Genomic DNA, 16263 nt, shown 5'->3' with positions numbered 1-16263 from the left:
CCGCGGAGCCGGTCACGGCCGCACGCGGTGAAGGAGGATGCCATGTCCACCGCGCGCGAGGAGCGGGCCCGGGCGGCCGGGGAGGCCGACCGGCTGACGGCGCAGGGAGTGAGCGGGGTCGTCCTCACCATGGTGGACACCGCGGGCATCACCCGCATCAAGACCGTGCCGGTCTCGGCGCTGCCCGACGCCGTGCGGTGGGGTGTCGCCATGCCGCCGGTCTTCGACCTGTTCCTGGCCGACGACTCCGTCACCGGCGGCATAGTCACCGGCGCCCCCGAGGGCGACCTGCGGCTCCTGCCCGACCTCGGCCGGCTGACCCCGCTGGCCGCGCAGCCCGGCTGGGCCTGGGCGCCTGCCGACCGCCACGACCAGCGGGGCACTCCGTACCCCGGCTGCCAACGGCTGTTCGCCCGGCGGATGACCGAGCGGGCCGCCGAACGCGGTCTCGCCCTGCGGATGGGCTTCGAGACCGAGTGGGTGGTCGGCCGGGACACGGATCCGTCCCCGTCCCCGTCCCGCCCGGCCGCGGGCCCCGCGTACGGCATGGCACGCTTCGTCGAGCTGTCCGACTACCTGCGCGACGTGCTGGACGCCCTCGTCGCGCAGGGTGTCGCCGTGCAGCAGCTGCACCCGGAGTACGCGCCCGGCCAGTTCGAGGTGTCCGTGGCACCCTCGGACCCGGTGGGAGCGGCCGATCTGGCGGTGCTCGTGCGGGAGACGGTCAGGGCGGTCTCCGCGCGGCACGGACTGACGGCGTCGTTCGCCCCGGTCGTCGAGGCGGGAGCGGTCGGCAACGGTCGCCACCTGCACCTCAGTCTCTGGCAGGACGGCCGGAACCTGTGCCGGGACGGGGACGGCCGGCACGGCATGACGGCGGTCTGCGAGGCGTTCCTCGCGGGCGTCCTGCGGGAGCTGCCCGCGCTGCTCGTCCTCGGTGCGCCCTCGGCCGCCAGCTATCTGCGGCTCGAACCCTCGCGCTGGGCCGGTGCGTTCCAGTGCTGGGGCCCGGAGAACCGGGAGGCCGCGATCCGCTTCGTCGCCGGGGCGCCGGACGCCGACTGGGCGGCGAACGCCGAGATCAAGAGTTTCGACGCGGCGGCCAACCCCTATCTGGCGGTGGGCGCGGTCATCGCCGCCGGCCTCGCCGGAATCGACGCCGCCGCGACCCTCCCGCCGCCCGTCGTGGGTGACCCCGCCGAGGTGGGAGGGCACAAGCGGCTGCCCACCTCGCTCACCGAGGCGCTGGGGCACTTCGAGCGGTCGGCGGTGCTGCGCGAGGCGCTCGGGGAGCCGCTGTTCGGCGCGGTCGTCGCCGTACGGCGTGCGGAGGCCGCGCGGTTCGAGGGGGCGACCCCGCAGAACATCGTGGCGGCCACCCGCCTGCGGTACTGACGACCGGCGACCGGCCGCCGAAGGGCCCGCCCCGTCCCTCCTCCCGGTGCGCCCGGCACCGGGAGGGAGGGCGGCGGGTCAGTGGGCGGTCTGCGTGTGGACGTACTCGACGAGGTGGGTGAGCGCGTCGGGGTCGGTCGAGGGCATGACGCCGTGGCCGAGGTTGAAGATGTGGCCCTCCAGTCCCGCCGCCGTGTCCAGCACCTCCTGGGCCTTGGCCTCCATGGCCTTCCGGGGCGCGAACACCACGGTCGGGTCGAGGTTGCCCTGGAGCGCCTTGCCGGGGCCGACGCGGCGGGCGGCCTCGTCGAGGGGGACCCGCCAGTCGACGCCGACGACGTCCGCGCCGGCCTCGCCCATCAGGCCGAGCAGCTCGCCGGTGCCGACGCCGAAGTGGATGCGCGGGACGCCGTACCCGGCGACGGCCTCGAAGACCTTGGCGGAGGCGGGCAGCACCGAGCGGCGGTAGTCGACCGGCGAGAGGGCGCCTGCCCAGGAGTCGAAGAGCTGCACGGCGCTCGCGCCCGCCTCGATCTGCACCTTCAGGAAGGCGGTCGTGATGGCGGCGAGGCGGTCGAGCAGGTCGGCCCACAGCTCGGGGTCGCCGTACATCATCGCCTTGGCGTTCTCGTACGTCCGGGAGGGGCCGCCCTCCACGAGGTAGCTCGCGAGGGTGAAGGGGGCGCCGGCGAAGCCGATGAGCGGGGTGGACCCGAGTTCACGGGTGAGCAGGCCGATCGCCTCGGTGACGTAGGAGACGTCCTCGGGGGTCAGGTCGCGCAGCCGCGCGAGGTCCTCGCGGGTGCGCACCGGACGCTCGACGACCGGGCCGATGCCGGGCTTGATGTCGAGGTCGATGCCGATGGCCTTGAGGGGCACGACGATGTCGCTGAAGTAGATCGCCGCGTCCACGTTGTGCCGGCGGACCGGCTGGAGGGTGATCTCGGTGACCAGCTCCGGGCGCATGCAGGACTCGAGCATCGGGATGCCCTCGCGCACCTTGCGGTACTCCGGCAGGGAGCGCCCGGCCTGCCGCATGAACCACACGGGCGTGTGCGGCACGGGTTCACGCCTGCACGCCTTCAGGAAGGCGGAGTCGTAGGTGGCTGTCTGCGGCTGCCGGCTTGCGGGCGTCTGGTTGGCACTCACGCCCGCAAGTCTCGCATGCCCCCGATGACGCGAAGGCCCCGGTGTGCGGCCCCCGGACGGCGCCGCCGACGGCGGCGGGGTGTCTTGCCCTGCACAAAGGCCCGGTTCCCCTTAATCTTCCCGGCATGGCTGCGGCTCAGGGACGACTGTCGGACGGCACTGGCGGAATGGACGATCCGAAGGATCCGGGAAAGGGGGACTGCGATGCGAGCAGGGCGGCTCAGGCTCCGTTGCCCTTCCAATCGGCGGTCGAGGCGCTGAGGTCCGCGCGGTTGCGGCCGCAGCTGGAGATCGAGCAGGTCCCGCCGCCGCAGCGGCTCGCCCCGTTCACGTACGCGCTGGAGGCCACCGTCGTCGACGGGGAGCAGGACCTGGCCGACGGCCGGCTGGTGCTGCTGCACGACCCGGCCGGGCACGACGCCTGGCGCGGCACCTTCCGGCTGGTGACGCTGGTGCGCGCGGAGCTGGAGCCGGAGATGGCCTCCGACCCGCTGCTGCCGGACGTGTGCTGGTCGTGGCTGACCGGGGCGCTCCAGGCGCGCGGGCTGATGTACGGCGAGCCGAGCGGGACCGTCACGCGCGCGAGTTCGCACTACTTCGGCGGGCTGTCGTCCCGCCCGGCCGCCTCGCAGATCGAGATCCGTGCCTCCTGGACGCCCCGGGAGGGGCTGGGCGGGGTGCCGGACACCGCGGCGCACCTGGCGTCCTGGTGCGATCTGCTCGCCCAGGTCGCCGGGCTGCCGCCGGCCGGTCCGGGGGACGCGTCGGTGGTGACGCTGCCGCAGCGGCGCGGCCCGCAGTCGCGCTGACGGCGGACCCGTCCTCGCGCTGACGGGGGACGGGCGCCCACGCTGACGAGAGGTCCCGCACCCGCGTGCGTACACCTGTCCGGGCACCTCACCGACTTCTTGCCGTTTCTTTGTCGATACGGCCACTTTCAGGCAGGCATCGCTCCCGAACGACACCCAAGTGAACCGATTCGACCTTCGGATTATCGACAATACGTTCGAATTAAACGCTCGGTCACTCACCAGATCGTGATCATTCTCTAAAGGACAGCGGGTTTGGTGCCGAAGACCACTGTGACCTTGCAAGCACGGTTCTTCCCGGCTTCATCCCCACAAGCCGGCCCCGTCCCCCCACCCCCCAGGAGGCCTGGTGTCCGTTCTCCTCGAGCAGCCCGCAAGCCTGGTCGCCTACCGCCCGAACAAGCCGACCGCCATGGTCGTCGTGGCGGACCCGCGCGTCCGTTCCACCGTCACCCGTCATCTGTGGGCGCTCGGAGTCCGTGACGTCATCGAGGCGTCGTCCGTCGCGGAGGCCCGTCCCCGTATCGGTAATCCTCGTGACATCTGCGTGGCCGACGTCCACCTGCCCGACGGCTCCGGACTCACGCTGCTGTCCGAGACCCGTGCCGCCGGATGGCCCAACGGCCTGGCCCTGTCCGCCGCCGACGACATCGGCGCCGTGCGCAACGCCCTGGCCGGCGGTGTCAAGGGCTATGTCGTCACCGGCACCCGCACCAACGTCGGGCTACCCACCCGGCCCGGCGCCGCCCCCATCGGCGCCGCCGCCGCCCGACTGCACCGCCGCCCCCCGGGCGCCCCGAGCCATCCGGGTGGTTTCCGCGAGCTCTCCGGCCGCGAGGTCGAGGTGCTGCGGCTGGTCGCGGAGGGTCAGTCGAACAAGGCGATCGGCGTCTCGATGGGCCTGTCCGCGCTGACCGTCAAGAGCCACCTCGCCCGCATCGCCCGCAAGCTCGGCACCGGCGACCGGGCCGGCATGGTCGCCGTCGCCCTGCGCACCGGCATCATCCACTGACCGCCCCGACCAGCCCCTTTCCCGGTTTGTCCGCCGCCATCCCCGATCCCCCGCTCACCTCTCCCCCGTCCCTCCGTCAGCACGTTCAGCACGTTCAGCACCCGATCCGCCCGCCCGAGAAACCGTCCCCTCATCCCGGTCGTCCCCCCGGTCGCGCTCCGCGCGTGCCCCCTGCCGGTCGTGCACCGGACGTATCACCTGCCTGACCGGTTTACGACCCCCCGGCGCCCGCCGACGGAACGTTCCGTCGGCGGGCGCCGTCCATCCACGGATACTCTTGACATGTGACCGACGCCCAAGAGACCGCAGCAGACAGCTCACTGCGAACCACCGGAGGCGCCCCTCCGGACGACGGCGGATCTTCTGGCACCGGGGCGCCGATCCCCCTGCTCGAACCCCGTGAGGGCATCCCGCCCGTGATCGCCGACGCGGACGCGCTCGCCGAGGTGACCGCCGCGTTCGCGGCCGGCTCCGGCCCCGTCGCCGTCGACGCCGAACGGGCCTCCGGCTACCGCTACGGCCAGCGCGCCTACCTGGTGCAGCTGCGCCGCGAGGGCGCCGGCACGGCGCTGATCGACCCCGTCGCCTGCCCCGACCTGTCCGGTCTCGGCGGGGCGCTGTCCGGCGTCGAGTGGGTGCTGCACGCGGCCACCCAGGACCTGCCGTGCCTGCGCGAGATAGGCATGCTCCCGACCAGCCTGTTCGACACGGAACTGGCCGGCCGGCTGGCCGGGTTCCCGCGGGTCGGGCTCGGCGCGATGGTCGAGGGCGTGCTGGGCTTCGTCCTGGAGAAGGGCCACTCCGCCGTCGACTGGTCGAACCGGCCGCTGCCCGAGCCGTGGCTGCGGTACGCGGCGCTCGACGTGGAGCTGCTCGTCGACCTGCGCGACGCCCTGGAGAAGGAGCTGGACCGGCAGGGCAAGCTGGAGTGGGCCCTTCAGGAGTTCGACGCCATCGCCTCGGCGCCGCCGGCCGAGCCGCGCAAGGATCCCTGGCGGCGTACCTCCGGGATGCACAAGGTGCGACGCCGGCGGCAGCTCGCCGTCGTGCGGGAGCTGTGGCAGACCCGGGACCGGATTGCCCAGCGGCGGGACGTGTCGCCGGGCAAGGTGCTCTCCGACGCGGCCATCGTGGAGGCCGCGCTCGCCCTGCCGGCCAATGTGCACGCGCTCACCGCGCTGAACGGCTTCGGGCACCGGACCGGCCGGCGGCAGCTGGAGCAGTGGCAGAGCGCGGTGGAGCGGGCCAAGACCCTTCCCGAGTCGGCGCTGCCGCAGCAGGGGCAGCAGGTGACCGGCCCTCCGCCGCCGCGGGCGTGGGCCGACAAGGACCCGGTGGCGGCGGCGCGGCTCGCCGCCGCCAAGACCGCGGTGTCGGAGCTGGCCGAGCGGCTGAACATGCCGCAGGAGAACCTCGTCGCGCCGGACACCGTACGGCGCCTGTGCTGGGAACCGCCGAAGGGCGCCGACGCCGAGGCCGTCGGCGCCGCCCTCGCCGGGTACGGTGCGCGGCCCTGGCAGGTGGAGCAGGTCACGCCGGTCCTGGTGAAGGCGCTGGCGGCCGGGGGCGCCTAGGACTTGTCGGCACTGGGCGGCCAGGGGCGCCTGAGACCTGCGGGACCGGTCCGGCCGGGCGCGTCTCCCCCGTTGCCCGGGCGCCCGTGCCCTACCTGGTCGCCCCCTTCATGAAGCCGTTGTAGATGAAGCGCTGGAGGAACAGGAAGACGATCAAGGTCGGCAGGATGACGAGGACCGCTCCTGCCGAGATCGTCTCCCAGTGGGCGCCGAAGGGGCCGCGGAAGCGGAACAGGGACGTCGAGATCACGCCAAGATCCTCGGAGGGCATGTAGAGGAAGGGGATGTAGAAGTCGTTGTAGACGGTGATCCCCTTCACGATCACGACCGTCGCGATCGCGGGCTTCAGCAGCGGAAAGATGATCTTCCGGTAGATCGTGAAGGCGTTGGCGCCGTCCAGGCGGGCCGCCTCGTCCAGGGACAGGGGGATGGACCGGACGAACTGGAGGAAGATGTAGATCGACACGATGTCCGTGCCCATGTAGAGGGCGATCGGCGCCCAGCGCGTGTCGAACAGGCCGAAGCCGTTGACGATCTGGAAGGTCGCCACCTGGGTGGTGACACCGGGGACCAGTGCGGCGACCAGGAACAGCGCCACCACGAGCTTCTTGAAGCGGAAGGTGAAGCGGTCGATGGCGTAGGCCGTCATGGAACCGATCAGCACGGTGCCGCCGATGGCGAAGACCAGGATGAAGGCCGTGTTGCCGAACGCGGAGAGCATCCGGCCGTCCTGGAACGCCGTGGCGTAGTTGCGGAAGTTCAGCGGATCGCCGGGGAGCGTGAGCGCCCCGCCGTCGTCGGCCATCTCCTCCGGCGTCTTCAGCGAGGTCATCAGGACCACACCGAGCGGGAGCAGCACGACCAGCGACGCGGCGGCCAGCGAGGCGTACACCAGGGTCCGGGCGACGATGCGGCGCGTCATACCAGGTCCACCCTGTCGTCGGGGACGAGACGCCGCTGGGCCCAGGTCACCGCCAGGATGATCAGCAGCAGCACGACCGCGGCCGCCGAGGCGAGCCCCGTCTTGTTGAACTGGAAGGCCAGCTTGACGGTCTGGATCACGAAGGTCTCGGTGCCGGTCGCCCCGCCGGTCATGATGTACGGGATCTCGAAGGCCGACAGCGAGCCGGAGACGGACAGGATCACGGTCAGGGTCAGCACCGGCTTGATGCCGGGCGCGATGATGTGCCGGAACTGCTGCCAGCGGTTCGCCCCGTCCAGTTCGGCGGCCTCGTACAACTCCCCCGGGATGGACTGGATCGCGCCCAGGAACAGGACGAAGTTCAGGCCCAGGTAGCGCCAGACGGAGACCCCGGCGAGCGAGGTGTTCGCCGAGACGGGCGCACCCAGCCAGGCGTGCGAGGAGTGCCGGCCGAACAGGGCCAGGACGGAGTCGAGGGTGCCGCCGTCCTGGAAGAAGTAGAGGAAGACGAAGCCGATCGCGACGCCGTTGATCAGGTACGGGAAGAAGAGCACGCCCTTGAAGAAGTTCCTGAACCGCACGTCGAAGCTGAGCACGGTGGCGAAGTAGAGGGCGGCGGCGATCTGCGCGGCGGAGGCGGCGAGGTAGTAGCCGCTGACGAAGAACACCTCGAACAGATCGGGGCGGGTGAACAGCTCGGTGTAGTTGTGGCCGCCGGTGTAGTGCAGTTCGGGACTCACCCCGTCCCAGTCGGTGAAGCTGTACGCGACCATGTTGGCGACCGGCGCGTAGGTGAAGGTGATCAGCAGGGCGAGCGGGGCGAGCAGGAAGAGCCAGGGGGTCAGCCCCCGCCGCACGCGCGCGCGGCGCGGGACGGGGGCCGGGGTGGCGGCGACGGGCGGCGCGGCCGGCCCGGCGGTGGTGTCCGTCATCAGGACCCCGCGTTCTTCCGCGCCGCCGTCCACTTCGCGCCGAGGTCGCCCAGGAAGCCGTCGAGGCTGCCCTTGCGGGCACCGCGCGCGAGGTCGACGAGGTTCTGCCGGTAGCCGGGCTTGTAGATGCCGACCTCGGACTCGTCGTCGATCAGCTTCACCCGGGCGCCGGCGGTGTCGTCCAGCTCGATGAGCTTCACGCCCGCGTCCCGGTACGGCGTGAGGACCGCCGGCAGGGGCGCGTCCTTCAGCGGGGAGATGGCGAGGTTGTCCTTGTCGTAGCCGGACTGGTCGGTGAACCAGTCGATCCAGGCACGGGCCGCGGCCTTGTGCCGGGAGTGGATGTTGACGGCCTGGTTGTAGTCGGGGCCCACCACCCCGCAGAACGTGCCGTCCGTCTGGGCCGGGAAGGGCATGAACCCGATGTCGCCGGGGTCCGCTCCGGCCTTCTCGGCCGCGTCCTGGAACTGGATGATCGCCCAGGTGCCGAGCCACTGCGTGGCGATCTCACCCTTGGCAAGCCGGGCCTTGGAGGCCTCCCAGTTGGTGGTGGTCGGGTCCTTCTCGGCCAGGCCCCGACGCACGATGTCGTACAGCAGCGTGTCGCCGACCCGCAGGTCCGCGCCCCGCGCCCAGGGGTCGCCCTCGGCCAGCTTCGTCGTCGCGCCGGTGTCGCAGTGCACGGAGCCGTTGACGTAGGTCCAGGAGGTCAGCGGCCACTGGGCGGCGAAGTTGGTGTAGTACGGGGTCGCGCCGGTCCTGTCCTTGATGGCCTTCAGATCGGCCAGGAACTGGTCGGACGTGGTGGGCCACTCGGTGATCCCGGCCCGCTCCCAGACCTTCTTGTTGTAGACGAAGCCGGGCATCACGCCGATCGGGCTCTGCCCGTAGACCTTGCCGTCGACCGTGGTGAAGTCGGTGAACCGGTACTTCTCGGCGCGCTCGGCCCGGGTGCCGAGCGAGGCGAAGAACTTCGGGTAGTCGCTCTTCTTGATCACCCCGGGGATCATCAGGACGTCGCCGTAGTTCTCGGTGTTCATCCGGATCTTGACCTCGGACTCGTAGTCGGTGAGCGCCTGGAACTCGACCTTCACCTTCGGATACGTCCGGTTGAACGCGGCGGCGTACTTCTTCATCGTGCCGTCCTGCACCAGGTCGGTGCGCTGGGTGAGGACGGTGATGGTCCCGCTCACCTTCGCGGGGTCGTCGGGTGCCTCGGCGTCCTGCCCCTTCGAGACGCCTCCGGTGCCGGTGCACCCGGTGAGCAGCAGGGCCGCGGTGGTCGCGGCGAGAAAAGTGCGGCGGTTCATGTGCGTCAGCTCCGTTCTGCGGACGGACGAGCACTGCGGATGGACCGGCCGGACGGCCGGGTTGGCTGGTTCGGCACTCTGACAGCGCTTTCTCAACCGGTAAAGTCCGAATCTCGCCAACGCTGCTACACCACAGGCCAGTTGGGTTGGACCGGTTTAGGGAGAGCGCATGCTTCGGGCCACACCGCTCACCGAGGGATGGATCCTGCGACACCCCGACGACGCGGGTGCGGCGCTCCCGGCGGCCGTGCCGGGCTGCGTGCACACGGATCTGCTGGCCGCGGGGCTGATCCCGGATCCCTTCCTCGGCCGGAACGAGGCGGACGTGGCCTGGGTGGGCCGCCGGGAGTGGGCGTACGAGAGGCGGCTGGACGCCGGCTCGGAGCACGAGCGGACCGACCTGGTCTTCGACGGGCTCGACACCGCCGCCGAGATCACCCTGGACGGCGCGCGGCTGGGCCGGGTGCGCAACATGCACCGCTCGTACCGTTTCGACGTGACGGGCCGCCGGGGGGACCTGACGGTGCGCTTCGACTCCGCGTACACCGAGGCGGAGGCCGTGCGCGCACGTGTCGGAGAGCGGCCCTCCGCCTATGCCGAACCCTTCGCCCACATCCGCAAGATGGCCTGCTCCTTCGGCTGGGACTGGGGGCCGACCCTGGTCACGGCGGGCATCTGGCGCCCGGTGCGGCTGGAGTCGTGGTCCACGGCCAGGATCGAGCGGGTGCGCCCCGTCGTCACCGTCGAGGACGGCACGGGCGTGGTCGAGGTGCACATCGAGGTGGAGCGGACCCGCTCCGAGGCCGAACTCGCCGTCGAGGCCGGGGTGGCAGGGGTGCGGGCGCGGGCGGCTGTCGACGGCACGGCCGCCGTCGTACGGCTCCGGGTGCCGGACGCCGGCCTGTGGTGGCCCCGGGGCTACGGCGGACAGCCGCTGTACGAGCTGGAGTTGACGCTGCTGCACGGCACGGAGGTGCTGGACACGCGGCGTCACAGGATCGGCTTCAGGAGCGTGGAGCTGGACACCTCCGCCGACGAGTACGGCAGCGGCTTCACCCTCGTGGTCAACGGCGAGCGGCTGTTCGCCCGGGGCGTCAACTGGATCCCGGACGACGTGTTCCCCTCCCGGATCACCCGCGAACGCTACCGGGAGCGGCTGGGCCAGGCGGCCGCGGCGGGTGTGGACCTCGTCCGGGTCTGGGGCGGCGGGATCTACGAGAGCGAGGACTTCTACGACGCCTGCGACGAACTCGGCCTGCTGGTCTGGCAGGACTTCCCGTTCGCCTGCGCCGCCTACCCCGAGGAGCAGCCGCTGCGCGGCGAGGTGGAGGCCGAGGCCCGCGAGAACGTCGTACGCCTGATGCCGCATCCCTCGCTCGTGCTGTGGAACGGCAACAACGAGAACCTGTGGGGCTTCAGGGACTGGGACTGGGAGCCGCGGCTGGCCGGCGACTCGTGGGGCGAGGGGTACTACCTGAGCCTGCTGCCCCGGGTGGTGGCCGAACTCGACCCGACCCGGCCGTACACGGCGGGCAGCCCCTGGTCCGGGTCCTGGGCGCACCACCCCAACGACCCGGCGTACGGCACGCACCACTCGTGGGAGGTGTGGAACCGGCGCGACTGGGCGGACTACCGGCTGAACGTACCGCGTTTCGTGGCCGAGTTCGGCTGGCAGGCGCCGCCCGCGTACGCGACCCTGCGCCGCGCCCTGCCCGGCGAGGAACTCGCCCCGGACTCCCCCGGCATGCTGCACCACCAGAAGGCCGACGACGGCAACGGCAAGCTGGAACGCGGACTGGCCCCGCACTTCGCCCTGCCCGAGGGGGACTTCGGCCGCTGGCACTACCTCACCCAGCTCAACCAGGCGCGGGCGGTGGCCGCTGGCATCGAGCACTGGCGCTCGCACTGGCCGGTGTGCGCGGGCACCGTCGTGTGGCAGCTCAACGACTGCTGGCCGGTGACGTCCTGGGCGGCGATCGACGGCGACGGGCGGGAGAAGCCGCTGTACCACGAGCTGAAACGGCTCTACGCGGACCGGCTGCTGACCCTCCGGGCGCGGGACGGCGAACTGGTGCTGGCCGCGGTCAACCAGTCGGCCGCGCCCTGGGCGGGTGAACTGACCCTGCGCCGGATGAACGTCGACGGCGAGGTCGTCACCTCCACACGCACGGCCCTGCGCGCCGCGGCACGCACGGTCGCGGACGTCGCCGTCCCGCCCGAACTGGTGCCGGCCGGCCCGAAGGAGTTCCTGGTCGCGGACGCGTGGGGGTCCCCCCGGTCCTGGGAATTCCCCCTGTTCGAGCGAAGTCGAGAACCTGAGGGAGAGGCCGGGAGCGGAGGAGGCCTGCGCGCCCTGCACTTCCCGGTGCCGGACCGCGAATTCCTCTTTCCGCGGCCGGAGTTCGACGTGTCCGTCGCCCCGGACGCGGTCACCGTGACCGCCCGCACCCTGGTGCGGGACCTGCTGTTCCAGGCCGACCGGCTGGACCCGGCCGCACGGGCCGACACGGGGCTGGTCACCCTGCTCCCCGGTGAACGGGTGACCATCGGGGTCGACGGCTGGAGGATCCCCGGCGGCCGGGAGGCGGCCGACGCCGTCCGGTCGGCCCTGTACTGCGTGGAGCCCGCCCGATGACGGCACCCCGCGTCACCATCAAGGACGTCGCCGCCCGTGCCGGGGTGTCCAAGGGGGCGGTGTCGCTGGCGTTCAACCGCAAGCCGGGCCTTTCGGAGGCGACCCGCGACCGCATCTTCCAGGCCGCGCGCGAGCTGGGCTGGGCGCCGAACCCGGCCGCCCGGTCGCTGGCCGGCTCGCGCGTGGACGTGGTCGGGCTCACGATCTGCCGGCCGGCCCGGCTGCTCGGGCTCGAACCCTTCTACATGGAGTTCATATCGGGGGTGGAGAGCGTCCTCGCCGAGCACTCCTGCTCGCTGCTGCTGCGGCTCGTACGCGAACCGCGGGAGGAGGCGGGCCTGCTGGAGACGTGGTGGAAGGCACGGCAGATCGCGGGCTCGATCCTGGTCGACTTCGGCAGCGACGATCCCCGCCCGGCCGTGGCGCGGCGGATCGGGCTGCCCGCGGTCGCCGTGGGACACCCGTCGCTGACCGGCGGGCTCACCTCGGTGTGGACCGACGACGCCACCGCGGTCGCCGAGGCCGTGCGCTACCTGGCGGCGCTCGGGCACCGGCGGATCGCCCGGGTCGGCGGTGCGGCGGCCCTCGGGCACACGGCGATCCGCGCGGCGGCGTTCGACGCGGCGGCGCGGAGCCTTCGGCTGGCCGGGGCGTGGCAGGTGGCGACCGACTTCTCCGGCGAGACGGGGGCGCGGGCGACGCGCTCGCTGCTGTCCGCGGCCCTGCCGGAGCGGCCCACGGCGATCGTCTACGACAACGACATCATGGCGGTGGCCGGGCTGTCGGTGGCGGCGGAGATGGGCCTGCGCGTCCCGGCCGACGTGTCCCTGCTGGCCTGGGACGACTCCCAGCTGTGCCGGCTGACCCACCCGACGCTGTCGGCGATGAGCCACGACGTGCACGGCTTCGGCGCGGACGTGGCCCGCACGCTGTTCGGCATGTTCCTGGAGGAGGGTCCGGGCTCGCATCCCGTGCCGACTCCGGTGCTGACCCCGCGGGGTTCGACGGCACCGCCGGCAGTGTGACCTTCGCCGCTGTGGGCGCGGGGACTGGGCAGTCACATTACCCACGAGTAGCATGGAGGCTGAGCGCGCGCTCAGCGCTGCGCGGCAGTGCCGTCCCGCACCCTGGAGGAGAGCCATCGTGCCTCGTACCGTCAAGGACGTCGTCTTCGTCGACGGCGTCCGCACCCCGTTCGGCAAGGCGGGCCCGAAGGGCATCTACCACGAGACTCGCGCCGACGACCTCGTCGTCAAGGCGATCCGGGAGCTGCTGCGCCGCAACCCCGGCCTGGACCCGAAGAAGATCGACGAGGTCGCCATCGCCGCGACCACGCAGATCGGTGACCAGGGCCTGACCCTCGGCCGCACCGCCGGCATCCTCGCCGGTCTTCCGCAGTCCGTGCCGGGCTACTCCATCGACCGGATGTGCGCCGGCGCGCTGACCGCCGTGACGACCACCGCCGGTTCGATCGCCTTCGGTGCCTACGACGCCGTCATCGCCGGTGGTGTCGAGCACATGGGCCGCCACCCGATGGGCGAGGGCGTCGACCCGAACCCGCGGTTCGTGAGCGAGAAGCTGGTGGACGAGTCGGCCCTGTTCATGGGCATGACCGCCGAGAACCTGCACGACCGCTACCCGAGCATCACCAAGCGGCGCGCCGACGAGTACGCGGTGCGCTCGCAGGAGAAGGCCGCCAAGGCGTACGCCGACGGCAAGATCCAGCAGGACCTGGTGCCGATCTCGGTGCGCCGCACCAGCCCCGAGGCCGGCGAGACCGGCTGGGGTCTGGTGACCGCCGACGAGCCGATGCGTCCGGGCACCACCATGGAGAACCTCGCGGGCCTGAAGACGCCGTTCCGTGTGCACGGCCGGGTCACCGCGGGCAACGCGGCCGGTCTGAACGACGGTGCCACCGCGTCGATCATCGCCAGCGAGGACTTCGCCCGCGAGAACGGCCTGCCGGTCAAGATGCGCCTGGTCTCCTACTCCTTCGCCGGCGTGGAGCCCGAGGTCATGGGCTACGGCCCGATCCCGGCCACCGAGAAGGCGCTCGCCAAGGCGGGCCTGTCCATCTCCGACATCGGCCTGTTCGAGATCAACGAGGCCTTCGCCGTCCAGGTCCTGGCCTTCCTCGAGCACTACGGCATCGCGGACGACGACGCGCGCGTCAACCAGTACGGCGGCGCCATCGCCTTCGGCCACCCGCTGGCCTCCTCCGGCGTCCGTCTGATGACGCAGCTGGCCCGCCAGTTCGAGGAGCAGCCGAACGTCCGCTACGGTCTGACCACCATGTGTGTCGGCTTCGGCATGGGCGCGTCGGTCATCTGGGAGAACCCGCACTTCGAGGGGGACAAGTGAACACCACCGAGCTTCTGAAGCAGGCCTCGGGCCTGTTCCCCGACGAGGTCGTCACCAGCGCGCACGTCCGCCACTTCGACCTCCCCTCCGGCGCCGGCCGCTTCGCGCTGATCACGCTGGACAACGGCCTGGACCACACCAAGCCGACCACCTTCGGCCCGGCCTCGCTCGCCAACCTGAACGTCGCGATCGACCAGGTCGAGAAGGAAGCGGCCGAGGGCGCGATCGCCGGCATCGGCATCACCGGCAAGCCGTTCATCTTCGCGGTCGGCGCCGACCTCAAGGGCGTCGAGCTGCTGAAGGAGCGCGAGCACGCGCTCGCCATCGGCACGGGCGGCCACGAGGTCTTCAAGCGGCTGTCGGAGCTGGCCGTGCCGACCTTCGCCTACTACAACGGCGCGGCCATGGGCGGCGGCGTCGAGGTCGGCCTGCACTGCACCTACCGGACCGTCTCCAAGGCGATCCCCGCGTTCTCGCTGCCCGAGGTCTTCCTCGGTCTGGTCCCCGGCTGGGGCGGCTGCACCCTGCTGCCGAACCTGATCGGCGCCGACAAGGCCGTCTCGGTCATCATCGAGAACTCGCTGAACCAGAACAGGCAGCTCAAGGGCAAGCAGGTCTTCGAACTCGGCATCGCCGACGCCCTCTTCGAGGGTGCCGACTTCCTGGAGCAGTCGCTGCTGTGGACGGCCAAGGTCCTCAAGGGCGACGTCACGGTCGAGCGCCCGGAGATCGACCGCGGCGAGGGCTGGGACCAGGCCGTCGCCAAGGGCCGCTTCATCGCCGACTCCAAGGTGCACGGCGCCGCCCCGGCCGCCTACCGCGCCCTGGAGATCATCGAGGCCGCCAGGAACGGTGACCTCCAGCAGGGTTACGACGCCGAGGACCAGGCGCTCGCCGACCTGATCATGGGCGGCGAACTGCGCGCCGGCATCTACTCGTTCAACCTGGTGCAGAAGCGCGGCAAGCGCCCCGCCGGCGCCCCGGACAAGAACCTGGCCCGCCCGGTCACCAAGGTCGGTGTCGTCGGAGCCGGTCTGATGGCCGGCCAGCTCGCGCTGCTGTTCCTGCGCCGTCTCGAGGTGCCGGTCGTCCTGACCGACATCGACCAGGAGCGCGTCGACAAGGGTGTGGGCTACGTCCACGCCGAGATCGACAAGCTGCTCGGCAAGGGCCGTATCAACCAGGACAAGGCCAACCGCCTCAAGGCGCTGGTCACCGGTGTCCTGGACAAGGCCGAGGGCTTCGCGGACGCGGACTTCGTCATCGAGGCCGTGTTCGAGGAGATGAGCGTCAAGCAGAAGGTGTTCGCCGAGGTCGAGGCGGTCGCCCCGGCGCACGCGATCCTCGCCACGAACACCTCCTCCCTCTCCGTGTCGGAGATGGCGTCGAAGCTGAAGCACCCCGAGCGGGTCGTCGGCTTCCACTTCTTCAACCCGGTCGCGATCCTCCCCCTGCTGGAGATCGTGCGCGGCGAGCAGACCGACGACGCCTCCCTGGCCACGGCCTTCGCGGTCGCCAAGAAGCTGAAGAAGACCGCGGTGCTGGTCAAGGACGCCCCGGCGTTCGTCGTGAACCGCATCCTGACCCGCTTCATGGGCGAGATCCAGAACGTCATCGACGAGGGCACCCCGGTCGAGGTGGCGGAGCGGGCGGTGGAGCCGCTCGGCCTGCCCATGTCCCCGCTGGTCCTGCTCGAACTGGTCGGCCCGGCGATCGGCCTGCACGTCTCGGAGACCCTCAACCAGGCGTTCCCGGACCGCTTCACGGTCTCCCCGAACCTCAAGGCGGTCGTCGAGGCCGGCAAGCGCGGCTTCTACGTCTACGACAGCGGCAGGCCCGAGCTGGACCCGGAGGTCGCCGCACTCCTCAAGCAGGGCGGCACCGTCCTGACGGAGGAGCAGGTGCGGGCGCGGGTGCTCGACGCGGTCGCGCAGGAGATCGGCCTGATGCTGGCCGAGGGCGTCGTCGCCGAGGCCCAGGACATCGACCTCTGCCTGATCACCGGCGCCGGCTGGCCCTTCCACCTGGGCGGCATCACGCCGTACCTGGACCGCGAGGGCGTGTCGGAGCGTGTGAACGGCAGGCGGTTCCTGGAGCCGGGAGTGGCGAGCGTCCCGGCGTAACGCCTCCCGCCCGCCACGGCGCTCCCGTCCGCCCCTGTCGC

12 protein-coding genes are annotated in these 16263 nt (G+C 71.6%); 8 read left to right on the top strand and 4 right to left on the bottom strand.

Annotation, left to right across the window (positions count from 1 at the left end; translation table 11 throughout):
- Positions 1-42: 42 nt before the first annotated feature.
- Positions 43-1395: a glutamine synthetase family protein gene (locus ACWC91_RS10145; protein ID WP_450642001.1), complete on the top strand. Its 1353-nt coding sequence runs from the start codon at positions 43-45 to the stop codon at positions 1393-1395.
- Between the two features lie 78 nt (positions 1396-1473).
- Here the strand turns inward: ACWC91_RS10145 and hemE are convergent, their stop codons facing one another.
- A complete protein-coding gene (gene hemE / locus ACWC91_RS10140; protein WP_281154328.1) occupies positions 1474-2544 on the bottom strand; it encodes a uroporphyrinogen decarboxylase in 1071 nt (356 codons plus the stop codon).
- 125 nt (positions 2545-2669) lie between these two features.
- On the opposite strand from hemE, the gene ACWC91_RS10135 reads away from it, so the two are divergent.
- The 3 genes from ACWC91_RS10135 to ACWC91_RS10125 all read left to right on the top strand — a co-directional run bounded on the left by ACWC91_RS10135 (position 2670) and on the right by ACWC91_RS10125 (position 5939).
- Positions 2670-3353: a DUF3000 domain-containing protein gene (locus tag ACWC91_RS10135; RefSeq protein WP_225075745.1), complete on the top strand. Its 684-nt coding sequence runs from the start codon at positions 2670-2672 to the stop codon at positions 3351-3353.
- A gap of 349 nt (positions 3354-3702) precedes the next feature.
- Positions 3703-4365, top strand: coding sequence for a response regulator transcription factor (locus ACWC91_RS10130; protein WP_100572546.1), 663 nt, complete (start codon positions 3703-3705; stop codon positions 4363-4365).
- Positions 4366-4649: 284 nt separating this feature from the next.
- Entirely contained in the window at positions 4650-5939 is a 1290-nt protein-coding gene (locus tag ACWC91_RS10125) for a ribonuclease D (RefSeq protein ID WP_281154329.1), read from the top strand.
- 91 nt (positions 5940-6030) lie between these two features.
- Here ACWC91_RS10125 and ACWC91_RS10120 read toward each other — a convergent pair whose 3' ends face one another.
- Genes ACWC91_RS10120 through ACWC91_RS10110 form a run of 3 tightly spaced genes read right to left on the bottom strand, consistent with a single transcriptional unit; the run spans position 6031 to position 9103 of the window.
- The gene (locus ACWC91_RS10120) at positions 6031-6861 is read right to left on the bottom strand and encodes a carbohydrate ABC transporter permease (protein WP_225075747.1); all 831 of its coding nucleotides are present in this window, start codon (positions 6859-6861) and stop codon (positions 6031-6033) included.
- Positions 6858-7793 (bottom strand): carbohydrate ABC transporter permease, encoded by a 936-nt coding sequence (locus ACWC91_RS10115; protein WP_450640877.1) that lies wholly within the window; start codon positions 7791-7793, stop codon positions 6858-6860. Before ACWC91_RS10115 ends, ACWC91_RS10120 begins: the two co-directional genes overlap by 4 nt.
- Positions 7793-9103, bottom strand: a complete 1311-nt coding sequence (locus ACWC91_RS10110; RefSeq protein WP_450640876.1) for an ABC transporter substrate-binding protein — start codon at positions 9101-9103, stop codon at positions 7793-7795. Before ACWC91_RS10110 ends, ACWC91_RS10115 begins: the two co-directional genes overlap by 1 nt.
- Before the next feature lie 169 nt (positions 9104-9272).
- Between ACWC91_RS10110 and ACWC91_RS10105 the strand changes: the two genes are divergently transcribed.
- The 4 genes from ACWC91_RS10105 to ACWC91_RS10090 all read left to right on the top strand — a co-directional run bounded on the left by ACWC91_RS10105 (position 9273) and on the right by ACWC91_RS10090 (position 16222).
- Positions 9273-11738 (top strand): glycoside hydrolase family 2 protein, encoded by a 2466-nt coding sequence (locus tag ACWC91_RS10105; protein ID WP_450640875.1) that lies wholly within the window; start codon positions 9273-9275, stop codon positions 11736-11738.
- Positions 11735-12763, top strand: a complete 1029-nt coding sequence (locus ACWC91_RS10100; RefSeq protein WP_450640873.1) for a LacI family DNA-binding transcriptional regulator — start codon at positions 11735-11737, stop codon at positions 12761-12763. Before ACWC91_RS10105 ends, ACWC91_RS10100 begins: the two co-directional genes overlap by 4 nt.
- Before the next feature lie 118 nt (positions 12764-12881).
- The gene (locus tag ACWC91_RS10095; protein WP_225075752.1) at positions 12882-14099 is read left to right on the top strand and encodes a thiolase family protein; all 1218 of its coding nucleotides are present in this window, start codon (positions 12882-12884) and stop codon (positions 14097-14099) included.
- Entirely contained in the window at positions 14096-16222 is a 2127-nt protein-coding gene (locus tag ACWC91_RS10090) for a 3-hydroxyacyl-CoA dehydrogenase NAD-binding domain-containing protein (protein WP_225075753.1), read from the top strand. The genes ACWC91_RS10095 and ACWC91_RS10090 overlap by 4 nt, the downstream gene beginning before the upstream one ends.
- The last annotated feature ends 41 nt before the right edge of the window (positions 16223-16263 follow it).

It is taken from the genome of Streptomyces sp. NPDC001204, from assembly GCF_053598035.1.
This window is presented reverse-complemented; position numbering and strand designations above follow the sequence as displayed.